14 protein-coding genes are annotated in these 16,841 nt (G+C 64.6%); 9 read left to right on the forward strand and 5 right to left on the reverse strand.

Annotation, left to right across the window (positions count from 1 at the left end; all coding sequences use genetic code 11):
* Positions 1–188 precede the first annotated feature (188 nt).
* From AB4Z27_RS10955 to cobW, 3 genes are read left to right on the forward strand one after another with little or no spacing between them, the layout of a single operon-like run.
* Positions 189–2,216 (forward strand): TonB-dependent receptor, encoded by a 2,028-nt coding sequence (locus tag AB4Z27_RS10955; RefSeq protein ID WP_441644459.1) that lies wholly within the window; start codon positions 189–191, stop codon positions 2,214–2,216.
* A gap of 10 nt (positions 2,217–2,226) precedes the next feature.
* Positions 2,227–3,675: a PepSY domain-containing protein gene (locus AB4Z27_RS10960; protein ID WP_441644460.1), complete on the forward strand. Its 1,449-nt coding sequence runs from the start codon at positions 2,227–2,229 to the stop codon at positions 3,673–3,675.
* 48 nt (positions 3,676–3,723) lie between these two features.
* Positions 3,724–4,788 (forward strand): cobalamin biosynthesis protein CobW, encoded by a 1,065-nt coding sequence (gene cobW, locus AB4Z27_RS10965; RefSeq protein ID WP_441644461.1) that lies wholly within the window; start codon positions 3,724–3,726, stop codon positions 4,786–4,788.
* 102 nt (positions 4,789–4,890) lie between these two features.
* On the opposite strand, the gene AB4Z27_RS10970 is transcribed toward cobW, so the two are convergent.
* The 3 genes from AB4Z27_RS10970 to AB4Z27_RS10980 all read right to left on the reverse strand — a co-directional run bounded on the left by AB4Z27_RS10970 (position 4,891) and on the right by AB4Z27_RS10980 (position 7,006).
* A complete protein-coding gene (locus AB4Z27_RS10970) occupies positions 4,891–5,790 on the reverse strand; it encodes a LysR family transcriptional regulator (RefSeq protein WP_092295775.1) in 900 nt (299 codons plus the stop codon).
* Positions 5,791–6,043: 253 nt separating this feature from the next.
* Positions 6,044–6,781 (reverse strand): CbtA family protein, encoded by a 738-nt coding sequence (locus AB4Z27_RS10975; protein ID WP_441644462.1) that lies wholly within the window; start codon positions 6,779–6,781, stop codon positions 6,044–6,046.
* A gap of 12 nt (positions 6,782–6,793) precedes the next feature.
* Complete coding sequence (locus AB4Z27_RS10980) at positions 6,794–7,006, reverse strand: CbtB domain-containing protein (RefSeq protein WP_441644463.1); 213 nt, start codon at positions 7,004–7,006, stop codon at positions 6,794–6,796.
* A gap of 187 nt (positions 7,007–7,193) precedes the next feature.
* On the opposite strand from AB4Z27_RS10980, the gene AB4Z27_RS10985 reads away from it, so the two are divergent.
* The gene (locus AB4Z27_RS10985; RefSeq protein WP_441644464.1) at positions 7,194–7,769 is read left to right on the forward strand and encodes a histidine phosphatase family protein; all 576 of its coding nucleotides are present in this window, start codon (positions 7,194–7,196) and stop codon (positions 7,767–7,769) included.
* Here the strand turns inward: AB4Z27_RS10985 and AB4Z27_RS10990 are convergent.
* Positions 7,760–9,265 (reverse strand): DASS family sodium-coupled anion symporter, encoded by a 1,506-nt coding sequence (locus AB4Z27_RS10990; protein WP_441592627.1) that lies wholly within the window; start codon positions 9,263–9,265, stop codon positions 7,760–7,762. The two genes, AB4Z27_RS10985 and AB4Z27_RS10990, sit on opposite strands and share 10 nt — an antisense overlap.
* Before the next feature lie 143 nt (positions 9,266–9,408).
* The gene (locus AB4Z27_RS10995; protein WP_441592626.1) at positions 9,409–10,353 is read right to left on the reverse strand and encodes a lactate/malate family dehydrogenase; all 945 of its coding nucleotides are present in this window, start codon (positions 10,351–10,353) and stop codon (positions 9,409–9,411) included.
* Positions 10,354–10,543: 190 nt separating this feature from the next.
* On the opposite strand from AB4Z27_RS10995, the gene AB4Z27_RS11000 reads away from it, so the two are divergent.
* The 5 genes from AB4Z27_RS11000 (at position 10,544) to AB4Z27_RS11020 (ending at position 16,829) form a co-directional block, all read left to right on the forward strand.
* Positions 10,544–11,182 (forward strand): 4Fe-4S dicluster domain-containing protein, encoded by a 639-nt coding sequence (locus AB4Z27_RS11000; protein ID WP_441644501.1) that lies wholly within the window; start codon positions 10,544–10,546, stop codon positions 11,180–11,182.
* Between the two features lie 14 nt (positions 11,183–11,196).
* Positions 11,197–12,846: an FAD-binding protein gene (locus AB4Z27_RS11005; RefSeq protein ID WP_441644465.1), complete on the forward strand. Its 1,650-nt coding sequence runs from the start codon at positions 11,197–11,199 to the stop codon at positions 12,844–12,846.
* 19 nt (positions 12,847–12,865) lie between these two features.
* Positions 12,866–14,110 carry a complex I 51 kDa subunit family protein gene (locus AB4Z27_RS11010; protein WP_441644466.1) on the forward strand — a complete coding sequence of 415 codons (1,245 nt, stop codon included), beginning with the start codon at positions 12,866–12,868 and terminating at the stop codon, positions 14,108–14,110.
* 64 nt (positions 14,111–14,174) lie between these two features.
* Entirely contained in the window at positions 14,175–15,203 is a 1,029-nt protein-coding gene (locus AB4Z27_RS11015) for a hypothetical protein (protein WP_092296221.1), read from the forward strand.
* 135 nt (positions 15,204–15,338) lie between these two features.
* Positions 15,339–16,829 carry a DUF1254 domain-containing protein gene (locus AB4Z27_RS11020; protein ID WP_092295754.1) on the forward strand — a complete coding sequence of 497 codons (1,491 nt, stop codon included), beginning with the start codon at positions 15,339–15,341 and terminating at the stop codon, positions 16,827–16,829.
* Positions 16,830–16,841 lie beyond the last annotated feature (12 nt).

Genomic DNA, 16,841 nt, shown 5'->3' on the forward strand with positions numbered 1-16,841 from the left:
TCACGATGACATACAACTTGTTCGCGCATTCCGCTGGCCGCCCGCGCTCGGCCCAGATTTCGTCACGCCCTGCGCGTGGGCGTCGACCGCGCGTGCTGGCCGCATCACTTGGTGCCGTGGCCGGCCTTAATCTTCCCTGTGCTTTCGCACAGGAAACCTCCGAACAGAAGGACACGTCACTGCCGCCCGTGGTCGTCAGTGAGGCCGTCTATCCCGGCCTGGCGCTCTCGAAACCCGAATACACGGGCAGCCGCATGGGCCTGACGCCGCTCGAGACGCCGGCCAGCGTCGAAGTCATCAGCGGCGAGACCATCCGCGCGCGGGGCGACCAGAGCGTGCGCGAGGCCGTGACCCGGGCAACCGGCATCACCGGCAATCCGTCGCCGGGCAACGGCGGCACCTCGCTGACCGCGCGCGGCTTCGCCGGGCAGGGCTCGGTCATGCAGCTGCTGGACGGCACGCGCATGTACGTGGCCTCCGGTACGGTGACCTTTCCGTTCGATACGTGGTCGGTAGACCGCATCGAGGTCCTGCGCGGCCCCGCATCGGTCATGTATGGCGAAGGGGCGATCGGCGGCGTGGTCAATGTGGTGCAGAAGAAGCCGATCCGAGGCCCGATCGAGAACGAACTCCAGATCACGGGCGGCACCGAGAAGACCGCGCGCGTGGCCTTCGACAGTGGTGGCAAGGTCAACGACAACCTGTCGTACCGTTTCKCCACGGCCTACAACCGGACGGCTGGCTGGGTGGATCGGGGCGATGCCAACAACCTGATGGTGTCGGCGTCCGTGCGGCTGGACGTGAATCCGGAATTCAACCTGACGCTGTCCTATGACGACGGCACCCAGCATCCGCAGCAATACCTCGGCACGCCGCTGGTCAACGGCAGCCTGGACCGCTCGCTGCGCAAGAAGAACTACAACGTTGGCGATGCCGAGATCAGCTATCGCGACCGCTGGACGCGCCTGAGCGCCGAATGGACGCCGAACGACCGCGTCACCGTGCGCAACCAGTTCTACTACCTGACCAGCCACCGTCACTGGCGCGACAGTGAGACCTTTACCTATCTGCCGGCCACCTCGCAGGTGCGCCGCGGGGACTATCTGGAAATCCTGCACGACCAGGAGCAGGTGGGCAACCGCGCCGACATGACGGTGCGCAGCAAGCTGTTCGGGCTCGATAACACCACGACGGTGGGCTTCGACGTCAACAAGGTCAACTTCACCCACTCGAACAACTCGCCCTATGACGGCACCTCCACCGTACCGGCGCGTGATTTCGATCCGGGCCTGTTCTTCAGCCCGCCGGGCGTCGTTACCTCGCCGCGCTTCCGCAGCAACACCACGCAGTACGCGCTGTTCGGTGAGCACCGTATCGCCCTCACGCCGCAGTGGTCGGTCATCGGCGGGGTGCGCTTCGACCATGCCGACCTGACGCGCACCGACCTCGTGGCCGGCTCGGCCTGGGACAAGACCTTCGCCAACACCACGTGGCGCGTGGGCACCGTCTACCAGTTCACCCCGAGCCTGGCCGTCTACGCCCAGTACGCCACCGCGACCGATCCGCTCGGCGCGCTGATCACCACGTCCGACGCGCAGCGCAACTTCAACCTCGCCACCGGCATGCAGGTGGAAGTGGGCATGAAGCAGGCGTTCTGGGGCAATCGCGGCGAATGGACCTTCGCGGCGTACGAGATCCGCAAGAACGACCTGCTTTCGCGCGATCCGGTCAATCCGACCATCACCCAGCAGGTGGGCGAGCAGTCGTCGCGCGGGCTGGAAGCCTCGGCGAGCGTGGAAGTGCTGCGCGGTCTGCGCCTCGACGTCAACGGCACCGTGCTGCGCGCGCGCTATGACGACTTCAACGAGTCGGTCGGCGGGGTGCTGGTCTCCCGCGCCGGCAACGTGCCGACGAGCGTGCCGCAACAGGCCGCCAACGCGTGGCTGACGTGGAACTTCATCCCGCAATGGACGTTCGGCGCGGGCCTGCGCTATGTCGGCGGACGTTACGCGGACACGGCCAACCGCGTGCGCGTGCCGAGCTATACGACGGTGGATACGGCGCTGTCGTGGCGTGTCTCGAAGCAGGCGGCGCTGACGCTGCGCGTCTACAACCTGTTCAACAAGGACTACGCCGAATCGGTCTCGAACGGGGGCCAGCAATGGCTGCTGGGGCGTCCGCGTTCGGCGGAGTTGTCGGCCAACTTCTACTTCTGAGGCCCGGGCGATGTGGCGCAAGATCCGGCGCTGGCTGTACCTGATCCATCGCTGGATGGGCATCGCCGGCTGCCTGTTGATCGCGATGTGGTTCGGCTCGGGGCTGGTGATGATGTACGTCGGCTTTCCCGCGCTGACCGATGCCGAGCGGCTGGCCAGCCTGCCGCCGCTCGATGTGCGTGCCGTGGCCACGACGCCCGATGCGGCGATGGCGGCGGCGGGGCTGTCCAGCTTTCCACGCAGCCTGCGGCTTGAGATGGCGGGCAGCCTGCCCGTCTATCGCATGGTTGATGGCAAGGGTCAGCCCCATACCGTGGCGGCCACCGATGGSCGCGTCATCGAGCGCGTCGATGCWGCCACGGCGCAGGCCACTGCCCAGCAGTTCACCGGCAAGCCTGCGCGCTGGATCGAGACCGCCGAACGAGACCAGTGGACCGTGCCGAATGGCCTCAACGCGTGGCGTCCGCTGCATCGCATCGCCATCGATGACGGACACGGCACCGAGCTGTACRTCTCGGCGAAGACCGGCGAGATCATGCGCGATACCGATCGCGCGGAGCGGTTCTGGAACTGGCTCGGCTCGGTGCCGCACTGGCTGTATTTCACGCCGATCCGCAAGGACCCGCCGCTGTGGCGGCAGGTGGTGCTGTGGACGTCCGGGCCCTGCGTGGTGGTGGCCATCACGGGAATCTGGATTGGCTGGCTGCGGCTACGCGTGCGGCGGCGCTTTGCGCACGGCAGCATGGCGGGCGTCTCGCCGTACCACGGCTGGATGGCCTGGCATCACATGGCCGGGCTCGTCGGCGCGCTGTTCCTGCTGTTCTGGCTGATCTCGGGATGGCTCTCCGTCAATCCTAACCAGTGGTTCAACGGGCGCAGCTTCGACGGCGCGGCCCTGCAGCGCTACGCGGGGCATGCCGGGGCCTCGTTCCCCGCGCCGGACTGGCGTGCCACGCTGGCAGACCGCAGTGCGCGCGAGGTCCGTATGGTGTGGGTCGGCAGCACGCCCATGTTGCAGGTGGCCGCCGGCAAGGGCGTTGTCACGGTGCTCGATCCGGGCAGTGGTGCGCCAGTGCGCTGGGACCCGGGCATGCTCTCGCGTATCGCCGGCACCCTGATGCCGGACGCTAAAGTCGTGGCCAGCGTCATGCAGGCCGAGGCCGACACCTACTGGTACAGTCACCACAACGCGCGCAGGCTGCCCGTGTTGCGCGTGACCTTCGACGACGCCGACAACACCTGGGCCTATGTCGATCCCTCGACGGGTCAGGTCATCGGCCGCAGTGACGACAGCCGCCGTCTCTATCGCTGGCTGTTCAACGCCGTACACAGCTATGACTTCGTTTCGCTCACGCAGCATCGCCCGTCATGGGATGTGGTGGTGTGGGTGCTGTCGCTGGTGGGTCTGGTGATGTCCGTCAGCGGGGTGGTCGTGGGCTGGCGGCGGTTGCGCCGCTGACTCTCGCCACCCCTTTCCATTTTCAACTTTCAAGCACCAGGTGATTCCATGCAAACCGCAAAAATTCCCGCCACGATCGTCACGGGCTTCCTGGGCAGCGGCAAGACCACCTTGCTGCGCCATATCCTCGAGAATGCCAACGGGCGCCGTATCGCTGTCATCGTCAACGAATTTGGCGAGCTGGGCATCGACGGGGAAATCCTGAAGGGCTGCGGCATTGGCTGCGACGAGCAGGGCGAGCCCACCGGCCAACTCTATGAACTGGCCAACGGCTGCCTGTGCTGCACCGTGCAGGAAGAGTTCTTCCCGGTCATGGAACAACTGCTCGAGCGCCGCGACCAGATCGATCACGTGCTGATCGAGACTTCGGGTCTGGCGCTGCCGAAGCCGCTGGTGCAGGCATTCCACTGGCCGAGCATCCGCAACGCGTTCACGGTGGATTCGGTGGTCACGGTGGTGGATGGCCCCGCCGCCGCCGCCGGCCAGTTCGCCGCGAATCCGGTGGCGGTAGACGCGCAGCGCCGCGCCGATCCGAACCTCGATCACGAGTCGCCGCTGCACGAGCTGTTCGAAGACCAGCTCGCCAGCGCGGATCTGGTCATCCTGAACAAGACCGACCTGATGGATGCCGCCCAGRTTGCCGCAGTGGAGGCGCTGGTACGGCCCGAGATTCCGGCCGAAGTGAAGATCGTGCCGGCGCAGGCGGGGTCGCTCGATGTGAACAGCCTGCTGGGACTGAACCGCGCGTCGGAAGAGACGATCCACCWGCGCGTKGATCATCATGGCAGCGCGGACGACGCCGACCACGCCGATCATCATCACGATGAATTCGATTCGGTGGTGGTGGAGGCTGGCACCGTTGACCGCGAGGCATTGGTTGGCGCGCTCCAGAAGCTGGTGGCCGACCACACGATCTATCGCGTCAAGGGTTTCGCCGAACTCCCGGGCAAGGCAATGCGACTGGTGCTGCACGGCGTGGGRCAACGATTCGACAGCTACTTCGACCGTGCCTGGCGTGCTGACGAAGCGCGGGGCACGCGCGTGGTGCTGATCGGCCAGGAACTGGATGGCGCCGCGTTGCAAGCCGCGCTGGATCAGGCGCTGGCCGGCTGAACCAGAAAACGCTGTATTCCGATGTGGGCGGAAGTTGGGTGCTTTCACGCGTGCCGGGTCGGTGACGCGCTGCGATACGCGCGCCTGATGGCGTTACGTCGTTCAGTTGGGGGCGAGCTCCGCTGAACGGCGGGCCAGTTCGATGAAGGCTTGTACGTAATCGATCTCGATGTCGCTTTCCCGCGCGCCAAGGAAGATCTGCTTGGCGACGCCATGCGGGCCCAGCCGTACCGCCGTGACATCCATCTTTTCCGCATATTCGGCCACCAGCCAGCGCGGSAGGGCCGCGATGCCACGCCCGCTGGCCACCATCTGCATCATGATGTCCGTGGTCTCGATGGTCTTGTGGCGCTTGGGCGTGACGCCCGCCGGCTGCAGGAACAGGTTGTAGATGTCCAGGCGRTCGGTGGCCACGGGATAGGTGATCAGCACTTCGTTCGTCAGCGCGTCGGCGTCTACGTGGGGCAAGCCGGCGAGCCGGTGGCCGCGATTGACGACCAGCACCTGCTCGTAGTCGAACACCGGCTCGAAATGCAGGCCGGGCTTGTAGAGTGGATCCGGCGTTACCAGCATGTCGATCTCATACCCGTACAGCGCGCCGATACCGCCGAACTGGAACTTCTGCTTGACGTCGACATCCACGTCCGGCCATGTCGATAGGTAGGGCGAGACGATCTTGAGCAGCCACTGATAGCAGGGATGGCACTCCATGCCTATCCGCAGCGTGCCGCGCTCGCCCTGCGCAAACTGGTGGACCCGTTCTTCGGCCAGATCGAGCTGGGGCAGCACGCGGTTGGCCACCGCCAGCAGGTAGGAGCCCGCCTGGGTCAGCCGCAGACTGCGGCCTTCCCGCAGCCAGATGTCGGTACCCAACTGCAACTCGAGCTTTTTCATTGCATGGCTCAGTGCCGACTGCGTCAGGCACAGCACCGAAGCGGCCGCTGTCAGGGAGCCCTCACGGTCCACTTCCCGGATGATTGCCAGGTGAATGCGTTCAAGCATGATTGAKATTCATGTATTTTTGAATAACGATCATTTTACTTCATTGATTGGCCTTCCTACAATCGGACATCGACGATCTCCTCCGTGATCCAGATCGACGATGAGTTGCTCGACGCGTTCGACGACTTCAAGTATCCGAACGAGATCGGGCTGCGAAGACGCTGCGCGCGCAATAGTCGGCAAGGCTGTCGCGGCCCAAAACAAACATCCCCGCCACGGCGGGGATGTTTGTTTTGGGCTCGGCTATCAGACGTCAGGCATGCCTGACGCCGCGTCGCTCCTCCAGCCGCCGCTGTGCCAGCGTGGCAAACAGCAGACCAAGACCTGCCCAGAGCGTGGCCTGGATACCGAAGGCGGCCATCCTGAAGCGCCACAGCAGGACGGCTGAGAATTCGTCGGGGATCTCGTTGACTTCCGGCAGCAACCCTTGCGCCAGCAGCGCGATGACCACATAGATGGCCGCCGCGCCCAGCGTGGCGTGCCAGGTGCCGTGGCTCGCCGCAAGCTTGCGGGCAACGATGACCGCAATCACCATCGCCGCCAACGACAGGGCGATCATGGTGAAGAACAAGGCGGTGCGAAGGCCGATCGTCGAAGGATCGCCGATGGCCGGCGGATTCGGTGGGTATTTGATAAACGGCACCAGCACGGTCGCGATGTAGCCAAGCAGCGCCATCAGCACGGACGTCGGGCGCGCGCCCAGCTTGCCAATCCGGCCGTAGACAAAGGCGAACGTCAGCGCAAACAGGCCACCTACCGCGCTGCCGAAYACCGCCAGCCCGACAAACAGCCCGAGCCCGGCCTGTACGTCACGGCTGACCAGTTCGGGCATCTCATGCTGGTGGCTACCGCCCATTGCCTGCTCCATCCGCGCTTCGTACGCGATGGCGCCCTCCACCTCCGGTTCTCCAACGACCTTGGCAACACCGAATGCCAGCAGGCTCGCCAGGAACCCCGCGATCATGCCGCGGACCAGAAGACTTCTCACCATGGCGGCGCGTCCTCAGTGACAGGGAAAGCCGAGCAGGTGACGTCCGTCGTGCACAAACTCATGCACATACATCGTATTGAAGATGGCGGCGGCACCTTCCTCCACGCCGACGAAGTAGATCGCCAGCAGCAGGAGCATGCTGCCAAAGATGGCCCAGGGCAGCAGYTCGGRAACCGGGATGGATACCGGCTCGATGGCCGGCGAAAGGGTGGCGCTTGCGTGCATGRCAGATCTCCTTGAGGATGACGCGTCCCGTAACGGATGGATGAGGCGTTGRGGAGGTCTGACTTGGCAGCCTGCTTCGTCGAAACGACGCTTCAGATTGCGATACAGTGGCGCGACCGTGCCGGATTCCAACCGGCTTCTCCCCAGCGCATATGCGTGCATTCTAATCGACTGGACGACCTGACACGTGACAACCCGCCTGACATTGCTCTGCGTACCGGCCACGGCAGCCCTGCGCGCCGGGCGGTTTCCGGCCGACGAATCCCTGGATCCCGGACAGGCCGACGACGTGGCCCGGCTCGCCACCGCGCTCGGGGCGCCAGACCAGGTGCTCWGCAGCCCGGCACGCTGCGCACGGGAGGCCGCCATGGCGCTGGGCCATTCGCCGATCATCGAACCCGCGCTGGGGGAGGTCGACTACGGCAGATGGTTGGGGCGCTCGCTCAAGGAAATCGGCATTGCGGAACCTGCCGCACTGTCWGCCTGGTTGTCCGATCCGGACATGGTCGCGCACGGCGGGGAATCCCTGTCCGCGTTTTGCGAACGTGTGCGGCGGTGGATGGGGCCCTATGCCAGCCCCGCCTCGCACACGCTGGTCGTCACGCATGCSAGCGTCATCAAGGCCATCGTCCTCCATGCATTGGAGGCGCCGGTGAGGRCCTACTGGCAAATCGACGTTGCGCCTTTGTCCACACTGACGCTGTCAAGACRGCAAGATCGATGGCGATTGTCTTTGGGTGAATCGCTGCGGTTTCACCAGTAGCCAAGCACCTTCCACCAGACGGTGCCGACCACCGCGAAGATCAGCAGTTCGACCACGCACATCACAAAGCCAACGCGCCACCAGTTCCCCATCGTGACGTAGCCACTGCCGAAGATGATTGGCGAGGTGCCCGTCGCATAGTGGGTCAGCGTCATCATGATCGCCGAGCCGGCCGCCATCAGCAGCATGAACGGCACCACATACGCGGGCGGTATCAGATTCACGCCGACCGTCAGGAAGGCGAGCATCATCGCRCTGATGTGTGCCGTCGTGCTGGCGAACAGGTAGTGCGAGAACACGAAGACCGCTACCAGGATCGCGGCCGTGCCGCCCCAACCGATGCCGCTGGCCACGATCGCGTTGCTCATGCCGGTTGAGAACCAGCCGATCACACCCTGCTTGTTCAGTTGCTCGGCCAGCATGATCAGCGCGCCGAACCATATCAGCGTGTCCCAGGCGCTCTTTTCGGACAGTACATCGTCCCAGTCGATGGTGCCCGTAATGATCAGCACGAACAGGCCGACGAAGGCGACCACCGTGGGGTCCAGCGTGAGCGCCGGGCCGAACACCATCGCCGGAATGTTGGCCCACAACAGCAGCAGGAGCGCGAAGGTGAAGATCATGACCCGTTCCTTCGGCGACACCGGGCCCATCTTCGCCATTTCGGCGTGCGCATACTCCACCGCATTGGGTGTGGCCTTGAGCTGCGGCGGCGACAAGACATAGATCACCATCGGCATCACCAGCATGCATAGCAGGCCGGGCAGCAGCATGCAGAGCGCCCAGCTCATCCAGCTCAGATGCAGTGCCTGATTGGTTGCCTTGGCGATGTAGTCCACCACTAGCGGGTTCGGTGCGGTGGCGGTCACGAACATGGCCGAGGAGATCGGGTTGGCGTGATAGTTGACCAACGCCAGGTAGGTGCCGACCTTGCCCTCGGTGCCCTTGGCCGGGTCCGAGTCGAATGCCGTGGCGATCGACTTCATGATCGGATGCACGATGCCGCCACCGCGCGCCGTATTGCTTGGCGTGAACGGCGCCAGCACCAGTTCGCAGGTGGCCAGCCCATAGCCGATGCCGATCGTGCGTTTCCCCATCAGGGCGATGAACATCAGGCCGATACGGGTGCCCAGGCCCGTCTTCTTCACGCCGCGGGAGATCAGGATGGCGACCACGATCAACCAGATCAGCGGACTGTCGAAGGCGGTCAGCGCATCGGCGATGGCCCCCTTGGACGAGGTCGAGGTCACCTGCGACAGCGAGAGGACCACGATGGCCATCATCGCCATCACGCCGATCGGCATGACCTTCAGGATGATCGCCACGATGGTTGTCAGGAAGATGGCAACCAGACCCCAGGCCTTGGGCGTGAGCCCCTCTGGCACAGGCCACAGCAGCAGGGTGACCAGCACCACCGTCGTGATCAGGGCGGGGCCGAGTCTAAAGGGGACTACGCTGTTGAAGTATTGGAACGCCGCTTTCAGTTTTGCAAGCATGGTGCGATCCTTCCCAGTCGTCTTTGCTTATGGTTTATATGACTTTTTCGGCAGAAGTGCCAGCGTGACGCCGACGCCGCCAAGCTGAGTGGAAGCCGTCAGGATCTGACATCGAACGGATTTGTCCGAAGCGTGCAATGCCCCTACCGGTGGCGCACGCTGTCGGTGGCCTCCTTGACGATGCGCGCACTGCGCTGCAGGGCTTCGCGCTCGGTGGGGTCCAGTTCCGGATAAGCCAGTAACTGCGCGCCACTGCCATTGACCACCATCGGCAGCGACAGACATACCTCCGGTACGCCTTCGACTTCCGCATGCACAATGCCGACCGTGAGAATGAGGTCCGTGTCGTGGACGATGGCCTGGCAAATTCGCCCGATCGCACTGGCGATGCCGTAATGCGTGGCGCCCTTGCCTTCCTTGATGAGCTTGGCAGCCTCGTGCACGGAGCGCAGGATCAGATCYCGGCTGGCAGGCCCAAGCTCCTTGCCGCTCTTCGCCAGGAACGTTTCCAGGGGCATGCCGGAGACCGTTGCGCCGGACCAGCCGATCAGCGCGGATTCCCCGTGTTCGCCGAGAACGTGGGCGTGAATCGCAGGCGCCACGATGCCCAGTCGCTCGGAGAGCAGCGACCGCAACCGGCCGGTGTCGAGCGAGGTGCCCGTGCTGATGACGCGCTCCGGCGCGCAGCGGAGGCGGTCAAACACGACGGCGGCCAACACATCGCAGGGATTGCTCGCGATGAGGTAGATCGCATCCGGGGCCAGCGGGGCGATGCGATCGACGATCTCCGTCGCGATGCCTGCATTGGTTTTGGCCAGGTCCAGGCGAGTTTGCCCTGGCTTCACGCCGACGCCGGCGGTGATCACGACGAGGTCCGCGTCGCGCGCGTTCTCGTAGTCGCCGGCATAGAAGCGGTTGTGTCCCCAGAATGCCGCAGCGTGGGCGAGGTCCATCGCCTGCCCTTCGGCCCGGACGCGTGCGACATCGATGATGACGATTTCCGCGCTCGGGATGGCCCCCGACGCAAACAGGGCCGCCGATCCGCCAACCAGTCCTGCTCCGACGATGACGATCTTGGGTTGCCGCATGGCGTACCTCCGTCGTGCCTGGAGAATCGAGCCTGAACCTGGGCCGGTTTCGCGCTACATCAGCGGAAAGTGAAGTGAAGGCCGCGTGGCAGTTCGTGAGCCTTTCATATGCTATGGTTTATATGACCTTTTCGATAGAAGCGCCAGTGTGGCGTTGGCGCCGCGAACGACGGAGTGCAACCCGATGGGACTGGTACGCTTGAGCATCGAAGGCCATCAGGTCCAGGCGCCGGCCAACTGCTCCATCCTGCAGGCCTTCCTCTACGCAGGCGAGACGCTGGTCGAGGGCGTTGGCTGCATGGGGCAGGGGGTCTGCGGTTCGTGCCGCGTCATGGTGCGGCACAGCGGCRAGCAGGAGGTGAAGACGGCCCTCGGATGCGAGACGCTGGTCGAAGCGGGCATGCAGGTGGCCTTCCTGGATTACTTCACCGTCTCGTCTCGCCACAGGTATCGCCTGGACGAAATCGGCGACAGCTGGCAGGCGCTGCGCACCCTCTCTGAAATATTCCCGGAAGCCTCCCATTGTCGTCACTGCAGCGGCTGCGATCGCGCCTGCCCGAAGGGTCTCGACGTCCAGCGCGGCGTCAATCTCGCCGTGGCGGGCGAACTGGCTGAGTCGAGCGATGTCTTCGACGAGTGTGTCATGTGCAACCTCTGCACCCTGGCCTGCCCCGAGCATATCCGGCCCAACCATCTCGGCCTGTTCGTGCGGCGGATGATCGCGTCACAGTCGCTGCGTCCGGCGAACCTGATGCGCCGGCTGCAGCAGATCGAGCGCGGCGAAATGAAGATCGATTTCGACGCGCCTGGCGCGCAGCCGCCACGCTGATCGGAACMACAACGATGCCCGCTGGCATTCCCTTCGAAGACGCGCGCAAGCGCTACCGGCCCGGTGCGGTACCRACGGTCCGCAGCGACGACACTTCTGTCGACGAGCTTCTCAAGGGCTATCACCCCGACCATGGGCTCAATGCGCGTGTGGCGCTGAGCATCGGCGTGAACCAGGGGGACCCCTGTCAGCCGGATCTCGCACGCTATCTCCAGGCCAATGCGCTGATCGACGATATCGACATCGCCGGCGCGCAAGTGATCAGCACCGACGTCCTGATCATCGGCGGCGGCGGTGGCGGCTGCGCGGCGGCGCTCATTGCAGCAAAGCAAGGCGCGCAGGTGATCCTCGCCACCAAGCTGCGCCTGGGTGACAGCAACACCGTCATGGCCGAAGGCGGGATTCAGGCGGCCGTCGGCGAGGACGACAGTCCCCAGTTGCACTTCGAGGACACCCTGCGCGCCGGACACTTCTGCGGCGAGCCAGAACTCGTGGCGCAGATGGTGATGGATGGCCCCGACGTCATTCGCTGGCTGATCCAGCTTGGCGTGATGTTCGACCTGGAGGAAGGCCGGCCCATGGGCGGCAACCTTCTGCGCAAGAAGCCCGGTGGCGCTTCGGCGGCGCGCATCCTGTCCTATCGGGACTACACCGGCCTGGAGATGATGCGCGTGCTGCGCGAGGCGGTGGACCTCGATCCCGCAGTCGAGGTGTGGAACCGCTGCCCGGCGGTCGAACTGCTGTCCGACGAGCGGGGCCGCTGCGCCGGGGCCGTGATCTATAACCTGGAGTCGCGTACCTATGTGCTGGTGCGCGCGCGTGCCGTGATTCTCGCCACCGGAGGGGCGGGGCGGCTGCACCTGAATGCTTTTCCGACATCCAATCACTACGGCGCCACCGCGGACGGCCTGGTGCTGGCCTATCGGATCGGGGCACACCTGCGCGAACTCGACTCGTTCCAGTATCACCCCACCGGCATCGCCTATCCGGCGCACCTGGCAGGTGGACTCATTTCGGAAGCGGCGCGTTCGGCCGGTGCCAAGCTGATCAATGGCGAGGGCGAGCGCTTCGTGGACGAACTCAAGCCTCGGGACGTCGTGGCCTCGGCGATTCTGCGCGAATGCGCGCAGGGGCGTGGCATTGACCGGGACGGCCAGACCGGCGTCTTCCTCGACACGCCGACGCTGGAAATGGAGAACCCCGGCATTCTGGCCAAGCGCCTCGTGACGCTGCGCCATCTCGCGCGGAAGTGCGGTCACGATGCGGCAGTGGAGCCCTTCCTCGTTTATCCGACCCTCCACTACCAGAACGGAGGCGTGGCGATCGACAAGGACGGTGCCACGAGCGTGCCCGGCCTGTTTTGCGTCGGCGAGGTCACGGGGGGCATTCACGGGCGTAACCGCCTGATGGGAAACGCGCTGCTCGACATCCTGAGCATGGGGCGGCGTGCCGGCGCCAAGGCAGCGGAGTCTGGCGCGGGTGCCATGGCCGGCCGCGCAGGCATCGGCCATGTGCACGCCTGGCAGCGGCAATTGACGCTGGCGGGGCTACCCTTGCATGTCAAGGCACCGCAACTCTTCCCCGGCTATGCCCATTTCGACTTGCGGGTCGATGCAGCGTTGCGCCGGGGCAAGTGGGGCGGCGCGGGCGGCGGCGTCCGATGAGCGACCCACGGAGCGCGCGATGCACAAGCTGAATCAGGTTCTCCTGAGGGACGATATCCGGGTCGGCGCAGACCTGGACGCCTGGCTYGCATGCGGCGGCGGAGAGGGGCTGGCCAAGGCCCTGCGCGATCCGCTCGCCATCCTCGCCGAAATCGAACAAGCGGACCTGCGTGGGATGGGCGGTGCCGGATTCGCGACGCATCGCAAATGGGCACCGGTYGCTGCCRCCGCTGCAGGCGACAAATWCATCATCTGCAACGGCAACGAAGACGAGCCCGGTACGTTCAAGGACCGCTATCTGCTGGAGCACACGCCGCACCAGGTCATCGAGGGGGCGCTCATCGCCGCAGCGGCGACCCATGCCAATCATGTCGTGCTGTACGTTAATCCGCATCAACCGTTRGCCCTCAATATGGTGCGKCAGGCGGTGGAGCAGTGGCGGGGGCACGCCCTGTTTGCGGAACTCGTTCGTCTGATTGGCGGCCCGCTGTCGCTTGACGTGATCCCCAGCTCTGGCTTGTAYATCGGCGGGGAGGAGACGGCGGTGATCGCGAGTGTCGAGGGCGGATTCCCGTTCCCCAGACGCAAGCCGCCCTATCCTGCCGAGCACGGTGTGCATGGCTCACCGACSATCKTGAACAACACCGAGACCCTGGCGCACGTACCGGGCATTCTGCGCAACGGTGCGCAGTGGTATCGCGGTCTTGGCATCGGGAATGCTGCCGGAACCAAGCTCTATTCGCTTTCGGGCGACGTCCTGCGTCCTGGCTTGTATGAATTGCCGATGGGCACGCGCCTGGAGGCCCTGGTGTTCGAGCATGGCGGTGGCATGCTCCAGGGCAAGGAGTTCAAGGCGGTCTTTACCGGCGGCCCGTCCAATACCTTGCTGACGAAGCGTGATCTCGATGTGGCACTCGATTTTGACTCCGTGCGTCAACGGCGTTCGCGTCTGGGCACCGGTGCCATGATCGTCGTGTCCGAAGGCACGAGCATCGTCCGCAAGGTCTCCGAGTACGTGAGCTTCTTCGCCCAGGGCTCATGCGGACAGTGTCCGCCCTGCAAGGGTGGCACCTTCCAGATGATGCGATTGCTCGGCCGGATCGACACGGGCCATGGCGTACGTGCCGATCTGGAAGCGCTGGAGAACCTGTGTCGCATCCTGCCCGGCAGCGGCCGTTGCGGTCTGATCGATGGCGCCGTGACGGTGGTGGAAAGCTCGCTGCAACAGTTTCGGGCGGAATACGAGGCGCTTCTGATTGCATGACGGTGTCGGACTCGCAACGGGTAGCGGCTGAAGGTCATATTGCGCGCCTGAACGGAGCATGGTGATGGGCATTCTGAACTGGCGCCGCCGCCGCGGCCCCGATGGGCAGGCGGACAACCGGCGGGAGGTGGCGGAACTGGCCGAGCGCATTACCCGGCTAAGTCCCCGCCTACGGCTATTGCCCCGCTATGCCCGGCGGCTGGCCCCCTCGATCCGCATCGCGCTCGACCACGTACGCGCGGTCGTGGCCGGCATTCCCGCACCACGGGAAGCGAGTCCGGAGACGTGGGGGACGGACCCGTACATCCACGCGTGTTTTGGCACTGGTCAGGACGTCGCACTGGCTTTCAGCCGCGCCGCCGATCTGCGCGACTATTTCGATGCGTCACCTGGCACAGACGAGGCGTTTGCGGTGCTTGGCATGGAAATGGTCGAGCGGCGCACCTTGGGCGTGGCCCTGGAGGGCGACGTCATGCGCTCGGACGTGCTGCAAACCACGGTCAGCTTCAACGATCATCAGATTCGGATATGCGGTGACAGCCACGCCGGGCTGTACAGGGAGATCGAGGCGCGCATGCTGGACCAGCTTGCGCTGCAGGGCCTTGCCAGTGCGGCGGCGGGGGGCATTGGGCGAGATGAGCGCCTGCAGGAGATGGCGTTGCTCAGCGAGCGCTTGCGGCTGCTGGAACGCCAGGGGGTGGGCATGCGTTCGATGCTTGGCGGCGATGTCTCGCCGGACCCCGAGGAACGGGAGCGCCTGCGCGCGCAGATCGCACAGATCGATGCGGCCAACGGCGACACYGCCCTGCCGGCGGGACAAGTCGATGCGCTGGAGCGCCAGATGGAAGGGCTGCAGGCAGCGCTCACCAACGCCGGCGCCTATCTCCTCATCGAGCGCCGGCGCATGCGGCTGAGCCGGATGAATGTGCTTCAACCCGATGACAGCACCGCGCCCGGCGACGACCTGGAATTCCTGACCGCAAGCATTCCAGGCGACCCCCGCCTGGTGAGAACCTTTCTGCTCGTGCGCTTTGCGCGCGCCACGATGTTGTCCCGCATGACGCTGCTGGAAGAGGCGGAGCGTCTGTTGTAGATCAGCGGACGGCTGTCAAGTGGCCGTTTCAGGCGAAAAGATTCACATCAGCGAACGAAAACATGCAGTACGCGGCACGCCGATGGCCGATAGGATCTTGCGGTAGTCAATCGCCCACAGATCCTAGGAGAAGCGATGCGGCAAGTTATCGGGGTTGCAGTCGCCTTGACGGCCTTCGTTGCCGGACACGCCATAGCGCAGGCAACGCGCTACGATGCCCTGGCGAACCTGCCATTCCACAACGGTTATCCGACGCCGCAGGGCGTTGCCACGCTCCAGGACGAATTGACGTTCCAGCGCGCCGTGCAGTCGTATATCTGGGCGCTGCCTGCCCTCAATATGCTCGGCATGAAGGAAGGCTCCGAGAAGACCTTCGGCAAGGGATATAACGTCCTGCCGATCTGGAAGGACCGCCTGAATGCCAAGACGCTGGTCACCACGCCGAATTCGGATGTGATCTACGCCATGGGCTACCTCGACCTGAAGGAAGACGGCCCGATGGTGATCGACGTGCCGCCCGGACTGCAAGGCATCCTCGACGACTTCTTCCAGCGCCCGATCTGCACCGAGGGGGAAATCGACGGCCGTCAGTGGTGCGGCGATGTGGGGCTGCCCGGCCCGGACAAGGGCAGGGGTGGCAAATACCTTGTGCTCCCGCCTGACTATCGCGGCGAGATTCCGGCTGGCTATATCGTGATGCGGTCGCGCACGTATGGGGTGTTCGTGTTCTGGCGCGGATTTTTCAAGGATCCTCGCCAGCTGGATGCGCCGGTAAAGGTGATGGAGCAGACCCGGATCTATCCGCTGGGCAAGGAGGCTTCCGCCCGGCCCATGCAGTTCCCCAATGCGTCGGGCGTGCCGGTCAACATGCTGTATCCAACGGATGACAAGGCATTCAACATGCTGTCGCGCTTTATCGACAACGAGTATGTCGATCCGGCCGACATGGAGATGCGCGGGATGCTGGCAGCGCTCGGGATCATCAAGGGCAAGCCGTTCGCACCGGACACGCACACGCGCGACCTGCTGGACAAGGCAGCCCGCACTGCCGCCAAGATGGGGCACTCGATCTCGTACGCGCCGCAGCGTGGCGTGCCCAACGGCGTCTGGTACGAAGACCGCCGCTGGCTGAACGTGTTTCCCGGCAACGCCACCTTTACCGCCGAGACCTTCAACTACATCGATCCGCGCACGGGTTTCTTCACCAATGCGTATTCCGCCAGTCCGGGCATGGCTGTGAACATGGTCAACGTGGGTGCGAAATATCCGGCCACCTTTGTCGATGCGAAGGGCAACTTCCTATCCGGCAGCAACCGCTACAAGCTCACGCTGCCCAAGGACGTGCCGGCGGCGCTGTTCTGGTCCGCRACCATCTATGACTCGATCACCGCGTCGGGCGTGGACAACGGCCAACCGTTYCCGTCGATCAACACCATGGACCAGCCGGTACGAAATGCGGACGGATCCACCGATATCTACTTCGGCCCGACGTCGCCAGGCACAGGAAAGAACTGGCTGAAGACCCTGCCGAAGCAGGGCTACTTCGTGATCCTGCGTCTCTACGGCCCTACCCAGCCATTCTTTGACAAGACCTGGCGACCGGGCGACCTGGAAAAGCTGAGGTAGACGGCGCAGCCG

This window comes from Cupriavidus sp. KB_39 (assembly GCF_052114485.1).
GTDB lineage: Bacteria > Pseudomonadota > Gammaproteobacteria > Burkholderiales > Burkholderiaceae > Cupriavidus.